12 protein-coding genes and 1 riboswitch are annotated in these 16,278 nt (G+C 71.6%); of the genes, 5 read left to right on the forward strand and 7 right to left on the reverse strand.

Going from position 1 to position 16,278, the window contains the following annotated elements; genetic code table 11:
• Positions 1-305: 305 nt before the first annotated feature.
• Together ACZ4N5_RS37855 and ACZ4N5_RS37860 are read right to left on the reverse strand one after the other, a co-directional pair.
• A complete protein-coding gene (locus ACZ4N5_RS37855; RefSeq protein WP_467761547.1) occupies positions 306-1,673 on the reverse strand; it encodes a phospholipase in 1,368 nt (455 codons plus the stop codon).
• Positions 1,674-1,833: 160 nt separating this feature from the next.
• Entirely contained in the window at positions 1,834-2,667 is an 834-nt protein-coding gene (locus ACZ4N5_RS37860) for an alpha/beta fold hydrolase (RefSeq protein WP_467761548.1), read from the reverse strand.
• Between the two features lie 439 nt (positions 2,668-3,106).
• Positions 3,107-3,201: riboswitch (TPP riboswitch) on the forward strand.
• Here ACZ4N5_RS37860 and ACZ4N5_RS37865 point away from each other — a divergent pair.
• From ACZ4N5_RS37865 to gndA, 3 genes are all read left to right on the forward strand, one after another.
• Positions 3,193-4,593 carry a purine-cytosine permease family protein gene (locus ACZ4N5_RS37865; protein WP_467761549.1) on the forward strand — a complete coding sequence of 467 codons (1,401 nt, stop codon included), beginning with the start codon at positions 3,193-3,195 and terminating at the stop codon, positions 4,591-4,593. It overlaps the preceding riboswitch by 9 nt.
• 65 nt (positions 4,594-4,658) lie before the next feature.
• A complete protein-coding gene (gene thiD, locus ACZ4N5_RS37870; protein WP_467761550.1) occupies positions 4,659-5,456 on the forward strand; it encodes a bifunctional hydroxymethylpyrimidine kinase/phosphomethylpyrimidine kinase in 798 nt (265 codons plus the stop codon).
• 197 nt (positions 5,457-5,653) lie between these two features.
• The gene (gndA, locus tag ACZ4N5_RS37875; protein WP_467761551.1) at positions 5,654-7,096 is read left to right on the forward strand and encodes an NADP-dependent phosphogluconate dehydrogenase; all 1,443 of its coding nucleotides are present in this window, start codon (positions 5,654-5,656) and stop codon (positions 7,094-7,096) included.
• A gap of 347 nt (positions 7,097-7,443) precedes the next feature.
• Here gndA and ACZ4N5_RS37880 read toward each other — a convergent pair whose 3' ends face one another.
• The 4 genes from ACZ4N5_RS37880 to ACZ4N5_RS37895 form a co-directional block, all read right to left on the reverse strand.
• Positions 7,444-8,985: a hypothetical protein gene (locus ACZ4N5_RS37880; RefSeq protein ID WP_467761552.1), complete on the reverse strand. Its 1,542-nt coding sequence runs from the start codon at positions 8,983-8,985 to the stop codon at positions 7,444-7,446.
• A gap of 64 nt (positions 8,986-9,049) precedes the next feature.
• Positions 9,050-9,787, reverse strand: a complete 738-nt coding sequence (gene pflA / locus ACZ4N5_RS37885) for a pyruvate formate-lyase-activating protein (RefSeq protein ID WP_467761553.1) — start codon at positions 9,785-9,787, stop codon at positions 9,050-9,052.
• Positions 9,784-12,042 carry a formate C-acetyltransferase gene (gene pflB / locus ACZ4N5_RS37890; RefSeq protein WP_467761554.1) on the reverse strand — a complete coding sequence of 753 codons (2,259 nt, stop codon included), beginning with the start codon at positions 12,040-12,042 and terminating at the stop codon, positions 9,784-9,786. Before pflB ends, pflA begins: the two co-directional genes overlap by 4 nt.
• 223 nt (positions 12,043-12,265) lie before the next feature.
• Positions 12,266-12,706 carry a pyridoxamine 5'-phosphate oxidase family protein gene (locus tag ACZ4N5_RS37895; RefSeq protein ID WP_467761555.1) on the reverse strand — a complete coding sequence of 147 codons (441 nt, stop codon included), beginning with the start codon at positions 12,704-12,706 and terminating at the stop codon, positions 12,266-12,268.
• A gap of 684 nt (positions 12,707-13,390) precedes the next feature.
• Between ACZ4N5_RS37895 and ACZ4N5_RS37900 the strand changes: the two genes are divergently transcribed.
• Both ACZ4N5_RS37900 and ACZ4N5_RS37905 read left to right on the forward strand, forming a co-directional pair.
• Entirely contained in the window at positions 13,391-13,975 is a 585-nt protein-coding gene (locus ACZ4N5_RS37900; protein ID WP_467761556.1) for an Rv1733c family protein, read from the forward strand.
• Between the two features lie 36 nt (positions 13,976-14,011).
• Positions 14,012-14,689 carry a DUF4389 domain-containing protein gene (locus ACZ4N5_RS37905; RefSeq protein WP_467761557.1) on the forward strand — a complete coding sequence of 226 codons (678 nt, stop codon included), beginning with the start codon at positions 14,012-14,014 and terminating at the stop codon, positions 14,687-14,689.
• A 145-nt stretch (positions 14,690-14,834) separates the two neighbouring features.
• Here the strand turns inward: ACZ4N5_RS37905 and ACZ4N5_RS37910 are convergent, their stop codons facing one another.
• On the reverse strand, positions 14,835-15,719 hold the full coding sequence (locus ACZ4N5_RS37910) for a universal stress protein (protein ID WP_467761558.1): 885 nt from the start codon (positions 15,717-15,719) through the stop codon (positions 14,835-14,837).
• Positions 15,720-16,278 lie beyond the last annotated feature (559 nt).

Below are 16,278 nucleotides of genomic sequence, written 5' to 3' on the forward strand. Positions count from 1 at the left end.
CGTGCCCTCGGTTCCCCCACCGTACCCCGCCCGCCGGGAAACGGGACGCCGGAGACCGCGCGTCTTGCGGAACCGCAGCCCACGCCACGCGCGTTGCAGCTTTCGCGCCGGTCGCCCCGCGTCCGGTCTCCGTGACGGGGATTGCCGACAGCGTGGGTGCCGGCCGGGAGATGCCCGGGAGCCGTCCGGAGGGAGCCGGCCTCCCTCCGGACGGCTTCCGACACCAACCGGCCCTGCTCGGCGGGTCCCGCGTCGGCCACTCCCCCTCGGGCGAGCCCGCTGCGAGACGCGCGGTCCCACCCGGCCTACGGATAGACGTACGTGTTCAGCGTGTTCACCGCGGAGGCCGGATCGCCCAGGTCGTAGCGGTCGACGGCCAGGTAGTTGGGCTTCTTGCGGGCGGCCGGCCGGCAGAAGCGCCGGGCCCGGTCGGCGAGTTTGGTGTTGTCCGTGCCGGCGGTTCCCGAGATGGTGGCGTCGCGGAAGTGGTTCATGACGAAGAGGGGGCGGAAGCCCGTCTCGGTGCGGGTGAGCGGTACGTTCGTGCCCGCGTCGTACCAGCGGCTGTAGCAGGACCAGTCGGAGGAGCCGAGGCCCGATCCCATGGACCAGTAGTTCTCGACGGTCCACTCACGCTGGTACATGACGCCGAAGCTGTCCCGGGTGAGTCCGGCGGACTCGTCGGACGCACGGCTGTGGTCGGTGAAGATGAGCAGGCGGTGTCCGGCGGCGGTCAGATCGGCGAGCTTCGGCCAGCCGCTCTCGCGCACGCCGGTCAGGTCGGGACGGTAGAGGACGTCGGACAAGCCGTTCACGCGGGCGAGTTCGGCACGCAGGACGCCCGGGTCGACGTAGTCCTCCAGGAACACGGTGACGAACTGGTCGGGGTGCTGCTTGAGGAAGTCCACCAAGCGCTGGAGGTCGACCCAGAGCGCGACCGGCTTGCTGACGAGGGTGCAGCTGTCGTGACAGAGGATCGCGCCGTCGGGGGTCTGGTGCAGGTCGAGCATGAACCCGCGGACACCGTCGGCGAGTTGCTGGTTGATACCGCGGGTCTGATTGGGCACCAGGTTGACGAAGGGCGGCGCGAATCCACCGTCGACGCCGTTCGCGTAGGCGTTGTGCGCGGTGAGGAACGTGACCTGGTCAAGGGTGCGTTGGTCCTGCGGCGGCATCGGCCGGGTCGCGGGAGCGACCGGCGTGAGATACCAGGAGGCAAGGCCGCCCGGCGAGCCGATCGCCAGCTGGGCAGGGTAGTTGGAGCCGGAGGGCTTGGCGGCAACCGTCAAGTACCGCTCCGTCCCGGGGGCCTTGAGCGCGTACTGGTCGGCGCCGCTCGGCTTCACCTCCCACACGGCGTCGGCGCTCGCACAGGAGACGGTCCGGGCCTGGTCGCCCGAGCGGCCCAGACAACTGCCCGCGGTATCGGCGCTTTCGAGGACGGAGGAGGAGCCGCTCGGACGCAAGGTCCACTGCTGGTGGTCCTCGTTGCCCTTGGGGTTGTGCTGGACGACCGCGCCCGAACTGTCGGCGGCGTTCAGTCCCGTGGTGGCGCTCTGGACGTAATAGGCGCCCTCGGCGGGGACTTCGGCGGCGTCGGCGGGCCCGGGGACGGCGAAGACGGTGCTCAGTACGGCGGTGGCGGCGAGCAGGGAGCGTCGGCTCGGTCTCATGGCACGTGATCCCTTCCTGTGGGGAGCATGAGCATGCCATGTCTGGTGTGAGCGTCAGCGGTACAGATCAAGTCAACGGTCGCGGTCCCGCTCGCGTCCACCATCGTGGTCGGCCACGCGCCGGCACGGGCGTCAGATCCCGCGCGCCCTCCGAGCCGGGTCAGGCGGTGCCGTAAGGAGTGCCGGGGTGTTCGATCCGCGTGGCGAACGCGGTGATGTCGGCGACCACGCGTTCGGGCTGTTCCCAGTGGACGACATGGCCGGTGCCCTCGTAGGCGACGAAGGCCGCGCCGTGCACGGCGTCCAGGATGGTCTGCTGGTCGACGCGGGGCAGGAACTCGTCCTCCTCGCCCCAGATGACGAGGGTGGGCACCAGGATTCCCGCGAGGGTCGCCCCGAGATCGGCGTCGAGGAGACCGCGCACGGTCTCCCTCCAGACGTACGCGGGGAGTTTGAGGTTCTCCTCGACCATGGTCTCGATGAACCCCCGGGCGATCGGGCGGGCCACCGTACCGGCCAGGAAGTCCTCGACGAACGCGCGGGGCACGGGATCGGAGAGGCCTTCCAGGGCCTTCCCCATCGCGGCCGCCGCCGGTTTGTCCGCGAGGGTGCCGGGAACGCCGAGCAGAACCAGACCCGCGATGCGGTCGGGGTAGGTGCCGGCGACGATCCGGGCCGGTACGCCGCCGCTGGACGCCCCGACCAGGAGGGCGCGGGGGATGTCGACCGCGTCCAGGAAGGCCACCAGGTCGGCGGCGAAGTCGTCGGGAGTGTAGCCCTCCGGAGGCCGGTCGGCGTCGCCGTGCCCGCGCTGTGTGGGGGCGTAGCCGTGCAAGGACGCCGGAAGGCGCCTCAGAAGGGGCTCGAAGGACCACCAGGAGTCGGCCAGACCGTGCACGAAGACGACCGGTGTACCACTGGGGTAGCCGGCTTCGGCGTACGGGAGGGCGAGCCCTTCCCGCACCTGCGCGGACTTCAGGGAGATCACGGTCACGGCACCCTGCCTCCTTCCGCCCGGCCACCGGGGTCCGGGAACCCGGGAGCGGAGAGCGAGCGGCGATCACTTCCGACAGTACCGAGGGGCGGCGCGCGCCGCGCTGCGAAAGGCCGGGCCGGACCGCTCGGACGAAACGGAGCGTGCGGGCGGGCCCTGCTCCGGGTGGGTGACTCAAGGGGCCGATGGAGGACCCGAGGGGGACCCGACGCCCTCGACGAGCCGCCGTGTCCCGTGCGGACACGATCCACCGCGTCCCGTGGAGACCGGGGACGGGCATCTCCGCCCTGCACAGGGGCCGCCCCGCGCAGGGGCCGCCGTGGACAACTGCTGTCGTGCCCGGGAGCCGTCGTGCAGGGGACCGTCGTGCTCGGGAGCCGTCGTGCTCGGGAGCCGTCGTACCCACAACCTGGGCGATCGGGCTAATGTGTCCGTCGTAGTACCGGACACGGGGTGCCCCGTCCGAGGGCTGAGATCACACCCGTCGAACCTGAACCAGTTCGTACTGGCGGAGGGATGTCTTCCATGCCATTGGCGCATGTTTCCGGCGGGCTGCCCGCCGACGGCCGGCCCACCGTCTTCGACGGACGGATGCCCGCCGCACCCGGCGACCTGCGGGTGGAGGGGCACGGCATCGAGCCGGTCCCCGAGAACAACCGGTACGGCGGGGCCGGGCGCCTGTTCACCGTGTGGTTCGCTCCGAACCTGACGATGACGGGCGTGTTCACCGGCACCATCGGCATCGCGCTGGGCCTGGACTTCACCACCGCCCTCGCGGCGGTCGTCCTCGGAACCGTGCTCGGCGCGCTGCCCACCGCCTACCTCAGCACCTGGGGCGGCCTCACCGGCACCGGCCAACTCCCGCTCGCACGGCTCGCGTTCGGCCGGGCGGTGGTGCTGCCCGGGATGCTCCAGTGGCTGTCCTCGGTCGCGTGGGACGCGCTGATCGGGCTGTTCGGCGGGGACGCGCTGGCGCGGCTGTGCGGCTGGCCGTTCTGGCTCGGCGTGCTCGTCATGATGCTTGCCCAGGGGGCTCTCGGCGTCCTCGGCTACGAGGCGATCCACCGCCTTCAGATCGTGATGACGGTCGTGCTCGCCGTGGCGTTCGCGGTGATCGCCTGGCGCATGCTGGACGGCGTCCGTCCCGCGGTGACCGGGGCCGCGACCGGTGCCGACCGCGCGGGCGCGTTCGTGCTCACCAGCACCATCGCCCTCAGCCTCTCGCTGTCCTGGGCGCCGTACGCCGGTGACTTCAGCCGCTATCTGCCGCGCACCACGTCCCGCCCGCGGATGTTCTGGTGCACCCTGCTCGGTCTTGTCGTGTCCTTCGTCGGCGTGCAGGTCCTCGGGCTGTGGGGCGCGTCGGTGCTGACCGACCAGACGGCTGCGGGCGTGGACGCGTTGCTGGGCGGCGGGACGGCGGGCGCGTTCGGGCTGCTGGCCGTGGCGCTGGCGGCGGTGTGCAGCAACGCGATGAACGACTACAGCGGTTCGCTCGCGCTGCAGACCCTGGGGGTGCGCATACCGCGCCCGGTGGCCGCCGCCCTGGCCGCCGGGCTCGGCTTTCCGCTGGTGCTGTGGATGCACGCCGCCGACACCACGGCCCGCTTCCAGAACGTGCTGCTGTTCGTGGGCTATTGGATCCCCGGGTTCGTCGCGATCGTCGTCGTCGACTGGATCGCCCGCGGGCGGGAGCGCGGCGGCGCCCCGGTCGACATCGCCGTCGAGATGTCCCGTCCGCGCTCCGGATGGCCCTCGCTGGTCGCCTTCGTCGCGGCGTTCGGCGCGGCCGTGCCGTTCATGGACACGGGCCTGTACGTCGGTCCGGTGGCCGACGCGCTGCACGGCGCCGACCTCTCCTACTACGTGGCCTTCCTCGTCGCCCTCGCCCTCTACGCCCCGCTGCGACTGCGTCGCCGCGCCTGAGGGCTGTACGTCGCTCCGCCGGCCGAGGGCCTGGCGCCCGACCCCGTACCCGAGAGGAACCTCGTATGACCACGCCGCCCCGCGTCCTGACGATCGCCGGATCCGACTCCGGCGGTGGCGCCGGGATCCAGGCCGACCTGAAGACGATGCTCGCGCTCGGCGCCCATGGGATGAGCGTGCTCACCGCGGTGACCGCGCAGAACTCCGTGGGTGTGCAGGGCGCTTGGGAGCTGTCCGAGGAGGCGGTACGCGCCCAGTACCGCAGCGTGGTCGACGACATCGGCGTCCAGGCCGTGAAGACCGGGATGCTCTCGTCGCCCGGCCTGGTCACGACGGTCGCCGAACTGCTGTCCGACGTGGGCGCCCCCGTCGTCGTGGACCCGGTGAGCGTCTCCAAGCACGGGGACCGGCTGCTGGCCGACGACGCGCTGGATGCCGTACGGACCCGATTGCTGCCGCGGGCGACGGTGGCCACCCCGAATCTCGACGAGGTCGCCCAGCTCACCGGGGTGAAGGTGAAGGACGAGGAGGGTATGCGCGGGGCCGCCCACCGGCTGCTCACGTTCGGTCCCCGCTGGGTCCTGGTGAAGGGGGGCCATCTGCCGGGACAGGCCGTCGATCTGCTCACCGACGGAACGGCGGAGCACTGGCTGCGCGCGCCGCGCCACGACAACCGGCACACGCACGGCACCGGGTGCACGCTCGCCTCGGCCGTCGCGGTGGGCCTGGCCGAGGGTCTTTCGGTGCCGGAGGCCGTACGGCGGGCCAAGGAGTATGTGACCGCCGCGATCGAGGCCGGTTTCGCACTCGGCGCCGGCATCGGGCCCGTGGACCACGGGTGGCGACTGCGCCGAAACGGCTGACCCCCCGGCCGTCGGCCGGAGTTCCGGAGCGCCCGCCTCCGCACATCGCCCGGAGACCCCGCCCGCGATCCGCCGCACCACCTGCGCCGGAAGGTGAACACCTCGGCCCCTGTCGTGCGTACTGATCGGCACAGCGACAGTCGTCTGCTCGCCCGTCAGGTACGCGGGCAGGCAGATCCGGATCCAAGGAGCACACCATGAAGGCGACCGCGCAGATCGGCGTCACAGGGCTCGCGGTGATGGGCCGCAATCTGGCCCGCAACTTCGCCCGGAACGGCTACACCGTCGCCGTCCACAACCGCACCCCCGCACGCACCAAGGCACTGGTCGAGGAGTTCGGGCATGAGGGCGCCTTCGTGGCGGCCGAGTCGGCCGAGGAGTTCGTGGCCGCGCTGGAGCGCCCGCGCCGCCTGATGATCATGGTGCAGGCGGGTGCGGCCACCGACGCCGTCATAGAGGAGTTCGCCCCGCTGCTCGAAACCGGCGACATGATCATCGACGGCGGCAACGCCCACTTCACCGACACCCGGCGTCGTGAACAGTCGCTGCGCGAGCGCGGCATCCACTTCGTCGGCGCGGGTGTGTCCGGCGGCGAGGAGGGCGCCCTGCACGGGCCGAGCATCATGCCCGGCGGCTCCCCGGAGTCGTACGCCTCGCTCGGCCCGATGTTCGAGTCGATCAGCGCCAAGGTGGACGGCGAGCCCTGCGCCACGCACATCGGCACGGACGGCGCCGGACACTTCGTCAAGATGGTGCACAACGGCATCGAGTACGCCGACATGCAGCTGATCGGCGAGGCCTACGACCTGCTCCGCCGCGTGGGCGGCTACACGCCGGCGCAGATCGCGGAGATCTTCCGGCGCTGGAACAAGGGCCGCCTCGACTCGTACCTGATCGAGATCACGGCCGAGGTCCTCGCGCACAAGGACGCCTCCACCGGGGAGCCGTTCGTGGACGTCGTGGTCGACTCCGCGGGCCAGAAGGGCACCGGCCGCTGGACCGTGCAGACCGCCCTCGACCTCGGCTCCCCGGTCACCGCCATCGCGCAGGCGACCTTCGCCCGCGCCGCCTCCAGCCAGGGCGGACTGCGCGCCGCCTACCGCGGTCTGCCCGGCGGCACCCACTGGGACCTGTCCGGAACCGAGGCCGAGCGGTTCACCAGCCAGGTCGAACACGCCCTGTACGCATCGAAGTTGATCGCCTACGACCAGGGCTGGAAGATGATCCTGGACGCGGCGGCCGAGTACGGCTGGGACATCGACCTCGGCGAGGTGGCGAAGATCTGGCGCGGCGGCTGCATCGTCCGCGCGGCGTTCCTCGACCGCATCCGCGCCGCGTACGCCGTCGATCCCGGCCTGGTCAGCCTGCTCTCCGACGCGGGGTTCGCCACCGAGATCAAGGATGCCCAGGTCCCGTGGCGCGAGGTCATCTCGACGGCCACCCGCAGAGGCGTCCCGGTGCCCGCGTTCTCCGCCGCCCTGTCCTACTACGACACCCTGCGCGCCGACCGGCTGCCCGCCGCCCTCACCCAGGGCCAGCGCGACTTCTTCGGCGCCCACACCTACCGGCGCACCGACCGCGAGGGCAGCTTCCACACGCTGTGGGGCGAGACCACCCGGGGTGAGACCGAGGTCCTGTGACGCCTGTGCCCCTCGCCCGGCGCTGAGTTGGCGCGGAGCGGCCGGACAACCGCAGCGACGGATGTCCGGCCCGGCGGGGCACCACAGGGTGGACCGGTTCGGGCAGAGTCCGGGTGCTACCGGCCGCCGGCGCCCGGCCCGCGGCACCGGGCACACCGGCCGCGGGCAGCGACCACGATGTCGAACACGTCCGCGGGCAACCGGCCCGGTCAGCCGCCTCGCGGATCGGGTGGGCCTGAGGGATCAAGTCGACACGGCGGACGCCGAGTTGGCGATGCCGAGCCGTTCGGCCTGGCGGGCCGACGAGTTGGCGATGACGAGCCGTTCGGATGGGCGGGCCGAGCGTCTCAATTCGCGGGCACGGCAGGCTCGTACGGCCGAGACACGAGATCCGCCATCACGGTGGGTGGCAGGGACGGGTTGGCGGCCGCTGCTTCCGCCACCCGCCAGTCCGCGTCGGCGAGCAGCTCCACGATGACCTGCGGCGGGAGTGCCGGGTGGCCGGCGGCTACGGGCCTCGCCCGCTCGTCCGCCAAGCAGCGGATCAGGGATCGGGCCGTCGCGTTCCGGTGCCGGGCGATCTCCCGGAAGGCCTTCTGCACGGGCGGTTCGTGCCGGGTCAGGTGCTCCAGCAGCGCCTGACTCGCGTCCGGGTTGGTCGCCACCTTGGCAAGGACCTGGACTCCGTGCCGGTCGACCATGGCGCGCAGCTCCCCCTCGGTGAGGCCCGGATGCCCGGCGATGGACTTGGCCACCTTCGCGTCGAGGTCGGTGGCCAGCGCGTCGCGGATCTCGGGCGGCAGATCGCGGCGTTGGGCCAGGAGCATGCGCGCGGCCGGGTCCTGCGACTGGGCCAGCTCCTTGATCTCGGCCGGATCCGCGGCGGCGATCCGGGGCAGCGGGGTGGCCCCGATCTTGGCCGTTCGGGCCAACAGGGTGAGCACGTCGAGCGGTACGCGGGGATGGTGCGCGAGCCGGCGGCGCACGCCGGGGTCGCGGTCCCCCGCCAGCACACGGATCAGGGCCTCGTCGATCGCGGGGTTCTCGGCGAGGTCGGCGCGTACACCGGGTACGGGGTCCGAGGCGAGCCGTGCGCACACCCGCGGGGGCAGGTCCGGGCGGGCGGCGAGCGCCCAGCGCAACAGCATCGAAGGATGGTCCACGAAGCCGACGACGGCTTCGGTGGGGGTGTTGGGGTTGGCGAGGACCGCCTGCCATATCTGGTGGACGGTGGACTCGTGGGAGCCGTCGCAGGAGGCGCCCGCCAACAGGTCGCAGTCGGGCCGGGGGCACTGCGGATCGTGCACGAAAGGCGTCGCCTCGCGGTCGCAGACCAGGCAGCGCCGCGCGGGAGGCAGTCCCTCGCCGGTGACGAGCGCGGCCAGTACGTCCGGAGGCGTCGCCTCGTTGACCGCCACCGCGCGGCGGACCTCGGCATGCGGATGCTCCGCGAGCCCGGCGGCCGCTTCCGGCGTGGTCCACAACGCGAGCTCCGCGACAACGCGTACGTCCACGTCCTTGGCGAGCGTCTCCACCACGTCGGCCGGGAGGCCGGGGCAGGCGGCCAGCTTCTCCCGGTGCTCCGCCACCGGATCCGCCGCGAAGAGGCGCGCCCACTCCGGGCTGCAGGATCCCTCGTCGAGCAGGGCGAGGGCGATGTGCGGCTGTGCCGCCGGGTCGATGTCGGCGGCGGTCAGCCGGCCCTGGTGGGCCAGCCGAACACCGCTCTCCTCGTCGCGCGAGAGCAGCGCGACCGCCTGCGCATGGCTGAGGTCCGCCCGGTCTGCGAGGTCCACGGCCAAGTCGGCGTCCGCGACCGCGATCAGCCGGTCGACCAGCTCGGACGGCAGGGCCGCATTGGCGGCGAGACCACGCAGGACAGGGTTCACAGGGGGCATCCTGCCCTGGGCCGCGGCCGCTCGGCTCAGGATTTTCGCGTTGTCGGCGCGGAACTCACTGCGCGGCCAGTCCGTAGGACCTGAACTGGCCGCGGACGCGTTCGGTCAGGGCGGGGTCGGGTACGGGGGTGTCCTCCAGGGGGAACGGGATGCCCAGGGCTTCGTATTTGGGGGCGCCCAGTTTGTGGAAGGGCAGGACGTCCACGCGGTCGACGTTTCCGAGGCCGGAGAGGAAGCGGGCGAGTCCGTCGATCGGCTCGGGGACGTCGGTCCGGCCGGGGACGAGGACGTAGCGGATCCATACCGGGATGCCGAGGCGGTCCAGCCGGGTGGCGAAGTTGAGCGTGGGGGCGAGTTCGCCGCCGGTGAGTTGGCGGTACGCGGCGACGTCGAAGGACTTGATGTCGAGGAGCACCAGGTCGGTGTCGGCGAGGAGTTGGTCGGTGGCGCGGGCGCCGAGGAAGCCGGAGGTGTCCAGGGCGGTATGCAGTCCTGCCTCCTTGCAACGGCGCAGCAGCGCGCCGGTGAAGGCGGGCTGGAGCAGGGGCTCGCCACCCGTGATGGTGACGCCTCCCCCGGCGGCCGTGACGAACGGCCGGTACTTCTCGATCTCCGCCATCACCTCGTCGACGGTGGCCTCCCGCCCGTCCCGCATGTGCCAGGTGTCGGGGTTGGCGCAGTAGAGGCAGCGCAGGGGGCAGCCGTTGACGAAGAGGACGAACCGGGTCCCGGGACCGTCCACGCCGGTGGACAGGTCCCAGGAGTGGATCCGGCCCGTCGTCGTGGTCCTCACAGCGTTCCGTGGAAGGTCCGGCTGATCACGTCGAGCTGCTGTTCGCGGGTCAGGCGGACGAAGTTGACGGCGTAGCCCGAGACCCGGATGGTCAACTCCGGGTACTTGTCCGGGTGTTCCATCGCGTCCTCCAGGGTGGCCCGGTCCAGGACGTTGACGTTCATGTGGAAGCCGCCGGAGGCCATGTACGCGTCGAGGATGCCGACCAGATGGCCGGCGCGCTCGCCGGGCACGTGTCCCAGGCCCTCCGGGGTGATCGTCGTCGTCAGCGAGATGCCGTCACGGGCGTGCTCGTAGGGCAGTTTGGCGACGGAGAGCGCGGAGGCGGCCACCCCGTGCCGGTCGCGTCCGTTCATCGGGTTGGCGCCGGGCGCGAAGGGCTGTCCGGCGCGGCGGCCGTCGGGTGTGTTGCCGGTGTGCTTGCCGTAGACGACGTTCGAGGTGATCGTCAGCACCGACTGGGTGTGTTCGGCGTCCCGGTAGGTGGGGTGCTCGCGCAGCTTCGCCATGAAGGAGTCCACCAGTCCGACGGCGATGGTGTCCGCCCGGTCGTCATTGTTCCCGTACGTCGGGTAGTCGCCCTCGATCTCGTAGTCAACGGCCAGCCCGGTGTCGTCGCGGATCACCTTGACCCGGGCGTACTTGACGGCGGACAGGCTGTCGGTGGCGACGGAGAGGCCGGCGATGCCACAGGCCATGAAGCGGTGCACGGGATGGTCGTGGAGCGCCATCTCGATGCGCTCGTAGGCGTACTTGTCGTGCATGTAGTGGATGACGTTGAGCGCGTTGACGTACGTCTCCGCCAGCCAGTCCAGCATCCCGTCGTACGCCTTCGACAGCTCCTCGAAGTCCAGATACTCGCCGGTCAGGGCCGGTGCCTCGGGGGCGATCCGCTCGCCGCTGATCTCGTCCCGGCCGCCGTTGATCGCGTACAGCAGCGCCTTGGCGAGGTTGACCCGTGCGCCGAAGAACTGCATCTGCCTGCCGACGGCCATCGCGGAGACACAGCAGGCGATCGCGGTGTCGTCGCCGGTGCGGGGGCGCATCAGCTCGTCGGACTCGTACTGGACGGCACTGGTGTCGACGGAGACCTTGGCGCAGAACTCCTTGAAACCGGACGGGAGACGGGGCGACCAGAGCACCGTGAGGTTGGGCTCGGGGGCCGGACCCAGGTTGTAGAGCGTCTGCAGGAAGCGGAAGGAGGTACGGGTGACGAGCGGGCGGCCGTCCGCGCCGATGCCGCCGATGGATTCCGTGACCCACGTCGGATCACCGGAGAACAACGCGTCGTACTCGGGGGTGCGCAGGAACCGTACGATGCGCAGTTTGATCACGAAGTCGTCGATCAGTTCCTGGGCGTGGGTCTCGTCCAGGACGCCCGCGGCCAGGTCGCGCTGGAGGTACACGTCCAGGAAGGTCGAGGTGCGGCCCAGCGACATCGCCGCGCCGTTCTGCTCCTTGACGGCGGCGAGATAGCCCAAGTAGAGCCACTGCACGGCCTCGTGGGCGGTGCCGGCGGGGCGGGAGACGTCGCAGCCGTAGGTCGCGGCCATCCGGGTCAGCTCGTCCAACGCCCTGATCTGCTCGGCGAGTTCCTCGCGGTCGCGGATGATGTGCTCGGTCGAGGGCGCTTCGTCGAGTTCGGCGCGCTCCGCGCGCTTGACGGCGATGAGCCGGGTCGTGCCGTACAGCGCCACCCGCCGGTAGTCGCCGATGATGCGGCCACGGCCGTACGCGTCCGGCAGACCGGTGATGATGCCGGCCTTGCGGGCGGCACGCATCGCGGGCGTGTACGCGTCGAAGACGCCGGCGTTGTGGGTCTTGCGGTAGGTCCCGAAGACGCGGGTGACGAAGTCGTCGGGCTCGTAGCCGTACGCCTTCAGCCCGCTCTCGACCATCCGCAGACCGCCGTTCGGCATGATGGCGCGCTTGAGCGGCGCGTCCGTCTGCAGGCCGACGATCAACTCCCGCTCGCGGTCGATGTATCCGGGCGCGTGCGAGGTGATCGTCGAGGGGGTCGCGGTGTCGACGTCGAGGATTCCCCTGCGCCGCTCCTCCGGGAAGAGTGCGCTGACCGTGCTCCAGACCGCCCGGGTGCGCTCGGTCGGGCCGGTCAGGAAGGCCGCGTCTCCTTCGTAGGGCGTGTAATTGGCCTGGATGAAGTCGCGGACGTCGACGCGCTCGCGCCACGCCGTCCCGACGAAGCCCTGCCATGCCTCCGCCGTCCGGACGCCGGCCGTCGTCGTTGTGGTCATCGCCGGTCTCCCCTCGCACTGTGTCGAATGATCTGCACTGTCGATACTTGTCGTGCGGGCTGACCCGGGCGAGGGCCGGACAGTACCGGCCGGGCCGCCGAACGCCCCCGTCCGAGGGCCGTTCGGCCCACTCGGTGATCACTGCGTCGGTCCACCCTCCGGGCGATCGCGACGTCGGGTCGGGCCGGGTCGGACCGCCGGACGATCCAGGCGTCAGGACGGGTCAGGACGGCAGGTCGATGCCGTACAGCGTGCGGCCGCCGACGAGTTCCCGACCGGTGACCAGTTCGGACGTGATCCGGATGAAGACGTCGTGGGGCGAGGCCACCCAGGAACGGGGTCCTGTCCGGGTGAGGCGATCGTGTTCGGCGGGATCGTTCACCACGACGGCGCGGCCCGTCACGACGACGCTCCAGCCGGAGTGCGCGGCCACGTCCACCGCGTCGGCCTCGAACGCCACCACCGCACCGTCGATGGAACGGGCCAGTTCCGAGTCGGCCGACGTCCGCAGCACGACGGCGGACTCGGCGTCGAGACAGAAATTGACCGGCAGGACCGCGGGCAGGGCGTCCCGCGTGTGGACGACCCTGCCGATGAGCGCGTCGCCGAGCCGGTCCAGGCATTCCTGCCGACCGAGTTCACGAAAGCCGTCGTTGGGATTCATGACCCGACCCCACTCTCACGCGTTGAGGCGACACAGCAATACAGCGACATACGGTCAGCCTCCGGCGACGCGTGAAGAGAGGCCAGGGCCCATTGGTCCCCGGCGAACGGAGAATGGCCGCTTCCTGGCGCCAATGCGTCGCCGGGCCCACGGTCCGGGTCAGAGCGCGGCGATCCGGCGCCCGGTGGCCGTGTCCCCGGCACTCCTCGGGGCCGAGTTCGGCCAGGTCGGAGTGATCGGCGGTCCGGCCGAGGCCCGGCGGCAGGTCGGCCGCGCCGCCGTGCAGGGCCGCGACGCCGGTGTCCAGCGTGTCGGCGAGCCGGAACAGGACGCTCGTCCGGGGCATCGACTCCCGCCGGGCGGGTCTTCCACCCGTCGTACCCCGCCGCTCCTGGCCCCGTCGCGCCTGATCAACCATGACGCTTCGTGTCTGCTCGGACGTGACCCATCACTTCGTTCCCTCAGGGCGTCCCGGCCGCCAGAGGCCCGACGATCAAGGCGGACAGCGCCTTAAAAACGGCCCTTTTCAGCTCGCGACATGACCTGGCATATCCCCCTGACCAGGGCAGATACCTGATGCTTGGGTCGTTCGGTCCCCGGAGCGGGACCGGGCGGCCCCTGCCACCGCTCGCGCGCGCCGCGTTCCCCTTGCACTGTTGGGGTGTAACGAGGAGGTGCGGTGCCATGCGCGGAGCACAGGGTGCGAGGCAGTGGTGCTGGCGCTGGCGGAGAAATCCGCTGCGGCGCCGTGACGACGTCTTCGAGGCGTGGATCGTACTGATCGTCTGGACGGTGATGGTGCTGGGCGGCATCCTCGTCGGCCTGGTGACGGCCCATGCCGCCGACACGTCCTTCACGCGGCTGCGCCACGACCGGCACGCCGTCCCGGCCGTGCTGGTCGTCAGTACCGGTTCGGCGGTACCCGCCGGAGACGGCGGGGTCTACGACCACGTCCGGGCCACGGTCCGGTGGACCGCGCCGGACGGGTCCCCCCGTATCGGCAGCGCCCTGGTGGAATCCGGGCACAAGGCCGGATCGCATGTGGTGATCTGGATGGACGCGAAGGGCCGGCCCACCACGGCGCCCCCGACCGCGAGCGCGGCGGCCACCGAGTCGAGCCTGCTGGGCATCGGCGCCGCTGTGGCCCTCGGCGGCCTGGTCTTCGGCGCCGGCGGCCTCGCACGGTGGCGGCTCGACCAGCGGCGCTACGACCGGTGGGGACGCGAATGGGAGCGGCTCGGACCGCAGTGGGGACACAAGACTCCATGACTCGGCGCGCGGACGCGCGCGGAAGGAGGGATCACCGTGGCGACTCCGGTACTACCGCCGACAGGTCCCGTGAAGGTGAACGCCCGTCTCGACGCGCCGCTGTCGCGGTGGCTGTGGCTGGTGAAGTGGCTTCTCGCCGTACCGCACTACGTGGTGCTGTTCTTCCTCTGGATCGCCTTCACCGTGGTGAGCGTGATCGCGTTCTTCGCCATTCTCTTCACGGAGCGCTACCCCCGCGGGCTCTTCGACTTCAACGTCGGTGTGCTGCGCTGGAGTTGGCGGGTCGCCTACTACTCGTACGGCGCCCTCGGCACCGACCGGTATCCGCCGTTCAGCCTCGGTGAGGAACCCGACTACCCGGCGCGCCTGGACATCGCCTACCCGGAGCGGCTCTCCCGCGGCCTGGTGCTGGTGAAGTGGTGGCTCCTGGCGATTCCGCAGTACATCGTCGTCGGCTTCTTCCTCGGCGCCTCCCACCTCGGCTGGTGGGACGTCGGCCTCATCGGCGTGCTGACCTTCTTCGCCGGCGTGGCACTGGCTTTCACCGAGAAGTACCCGAAGGACCTGTACGACCTGATCATGGGCCTCAACCGGTGGGCGCTGCGGGTGGCCGCCTACGCCGCCCTGATGACCGACGTCTATCCGCCGTTCCGCCTGGACCAGGGCGGCTCCGAGCAGAGCCCGCCGGAAACGGGACCGTGGCAGGACCGGTGATCGGCGCCGGGCTGCATGCGGCCGGTCGGCCCGGCGGGGCCGGGTGATCCACTCGGGCGTTCCGCCGCGAAGGGCCCCGGGGCAGAGTGCCCCGGGGCCCTGAGCCGCCTGTCGGTGACCCGCGGTCGCGCCGGGACCCGAGCGGTCAGTCGTGCGGGATCACCGCGACCGGTGCTGCGGAGTGGTGCAGTACCGCTTGGGTCACCGGTCCGACGTGGGCGCCGACCGGGGACTGCCGGTTGCGGCGACCGACCACGACCAGCGCGGCGTTCCGCGAGGCCTCCACGAGGTGGGGGCCCGCACCGCCGATCACGGCCTGCTCGCGCACCTCGACGCCGGGGAACTTCTCCCGCCAGGGGCTCAGGACCTCGGTCAGCCGCCGCTGCGCCTCGGCGAGCAGCTCCTCGTTGACCTCCGCGTCGAAGGCTCCGCCGTAGCCGTAGTAGGACGGCAGACTCCAGCCGTGGACGACACGCAGGGCGGTCGCCCTGCGGGCCGCCGCCCGGAAGGCGAATGCGACCACGGAGGCGTCCGGGTGCTCCAGGTCGAGACCCAGGACGACATCCTCCCGCGCGGACGTTTCCGCGGGCCGCGCGTCGGCTCGTACGAGAACGATCGGCGACCGGCTCCGGGCCACCACGGCCTGCGCCACGGAACCCGTCAGGAAACCGGCGACTCCACCCAGGCCCCTTGACCCGAGCACCAGCAGCTCGGCTTCCTCGGCGGCGGCCAGCAGGGCCGTGACGGGCTGCTCGGCGACCTTCTCGGCGGTGACGGACAGACCGGGGTGTTCCGCGGCGAGCTTGGCCGCGGTCTCGCGCGGCAGGCGTTCGGCCCATTCACGCTGCGGGTCCTCCGACGGCGGTGGAACCGCGACGCCGGCCAGCGGGCCGTACACGTACGGATGCCACAACCAGGCGTGCACGAGATGCAGTTGAGCGTCCGTGAGCCGGGCTTCGCGGGCTGCCCAATCGGCTGCGGCGAGGCTCTCGGGCGAGCCGTCCAGACCAACGACGATGGTGCGGGACATCTGGGGACCTCCTTGAGGGATGCATGATCAGTCTTGTGTTCGGACGGGCGCCGGAGGAGGGGCCGCTGGTCCCCCACGGGGGCCGACCGGCCCATACGGGACGGGACTTGACGCCCGCTCCGGGACGGTGTCCGCCGGCCGACCGGTGCCTGGGTACATGGCCGCCCCGGGAGGGCGGGCGGATTTCCGTGCGCGAAGGCCGTGGGCGATACCCGTGGGGGCCGGCCGTGCATGATCGCCGCGAGCCATGACGGTCCACGGACGGTCGGCCGTTGCACGGCGGACCGGCGGTCCCGGAGAGCCGCGCCGGCCGGCAGGCGGCCGGTCCCGCCGGTGGAACGTCCTGGTCCCGAACGGCGGAACACGGCGGGGCGCCCCCGCACGCTCGCGGGGGCGCCCCGATTCCTGCCGTGCGGTCACCGCAGCCAGGGGGTGCGGTTCACGAAGGGGAGCCGCTCCCAGAGCTTCCCGAGGCCCCAGGTGGCGCCGGCGCCCGCGGCGGCGAGAGCGATCAGGACGACCGCGTAGATCACGTGGTAGTCGGTGAAGGGGTTGGGCG

This window comes from Streptomyces sp. NPDC026500 (genome assembly GCF_055567635.1).

What these genes read in the sequence shown, in the direction of transcription:
- pflB (WP_467761554.1), bottom strand. Translation starts at nt 12,042, where the DNA reads ATGACCACAACGACGACGGCCGGCGTCCGGACGGCGGAGGCATGGCAG.
- ACZ4N5_RS37910 (WP_467761558.1), bottom strand. Translation starts at nt 15,719, where the DNA reads ATGTCCCGCACCATCGTCGTTGGTCTGGACGGCTCGCCCGAGAGCCTC.
- gndA (WP_467761551.1), top strand. Translation starts at nt 5,654, where the DNA reads ATGAAGGCGACCGCGCAGATCGGCGTCACAGGGCTCGCGGTGATGGGC.
- ACZ4N5_RS37895 (WP_467761555.1), bottom strand. Translation starts at nt 12,706, where the DNA reads ATGAATCCCAACGACGGCTTTCGTGAACTCGGTCGGCAGGAATGCCTG.
- ACZ4N5_RS37900 (WP_467761556.1), top strand. Translation starts at nt 13,391, where the DNA reads ATGCGCGGAGCACAGGGTGCGAGGCAGTGGTGCTGGCGCTGGCGGAGA.
- ACZ4N5_RS37865 (WP_467761549.1), top strand. Translation starts at nt 3,193, where the DNA reads ATGCCATTGGCGCATGTTTCCGGCGGGCTGCCCGCCGACGGCCGGCCC.
- thiD (WP_467761550.1), top strand. Translation starts at nt 4,659, where the DNA reads ATGACCACGCCGCCCCGCGTCCTGACGATCGCCGGATCCGACTCCGGC.
- ACZ4N5_RS37855 (WP_467761547.1), bottom strand. Translation starts at nt 1,673, where the DNA reads ATGAGACCGAGCCGACGCTCCCTGCTCGCCGCCACCGCCGTACTGAGC.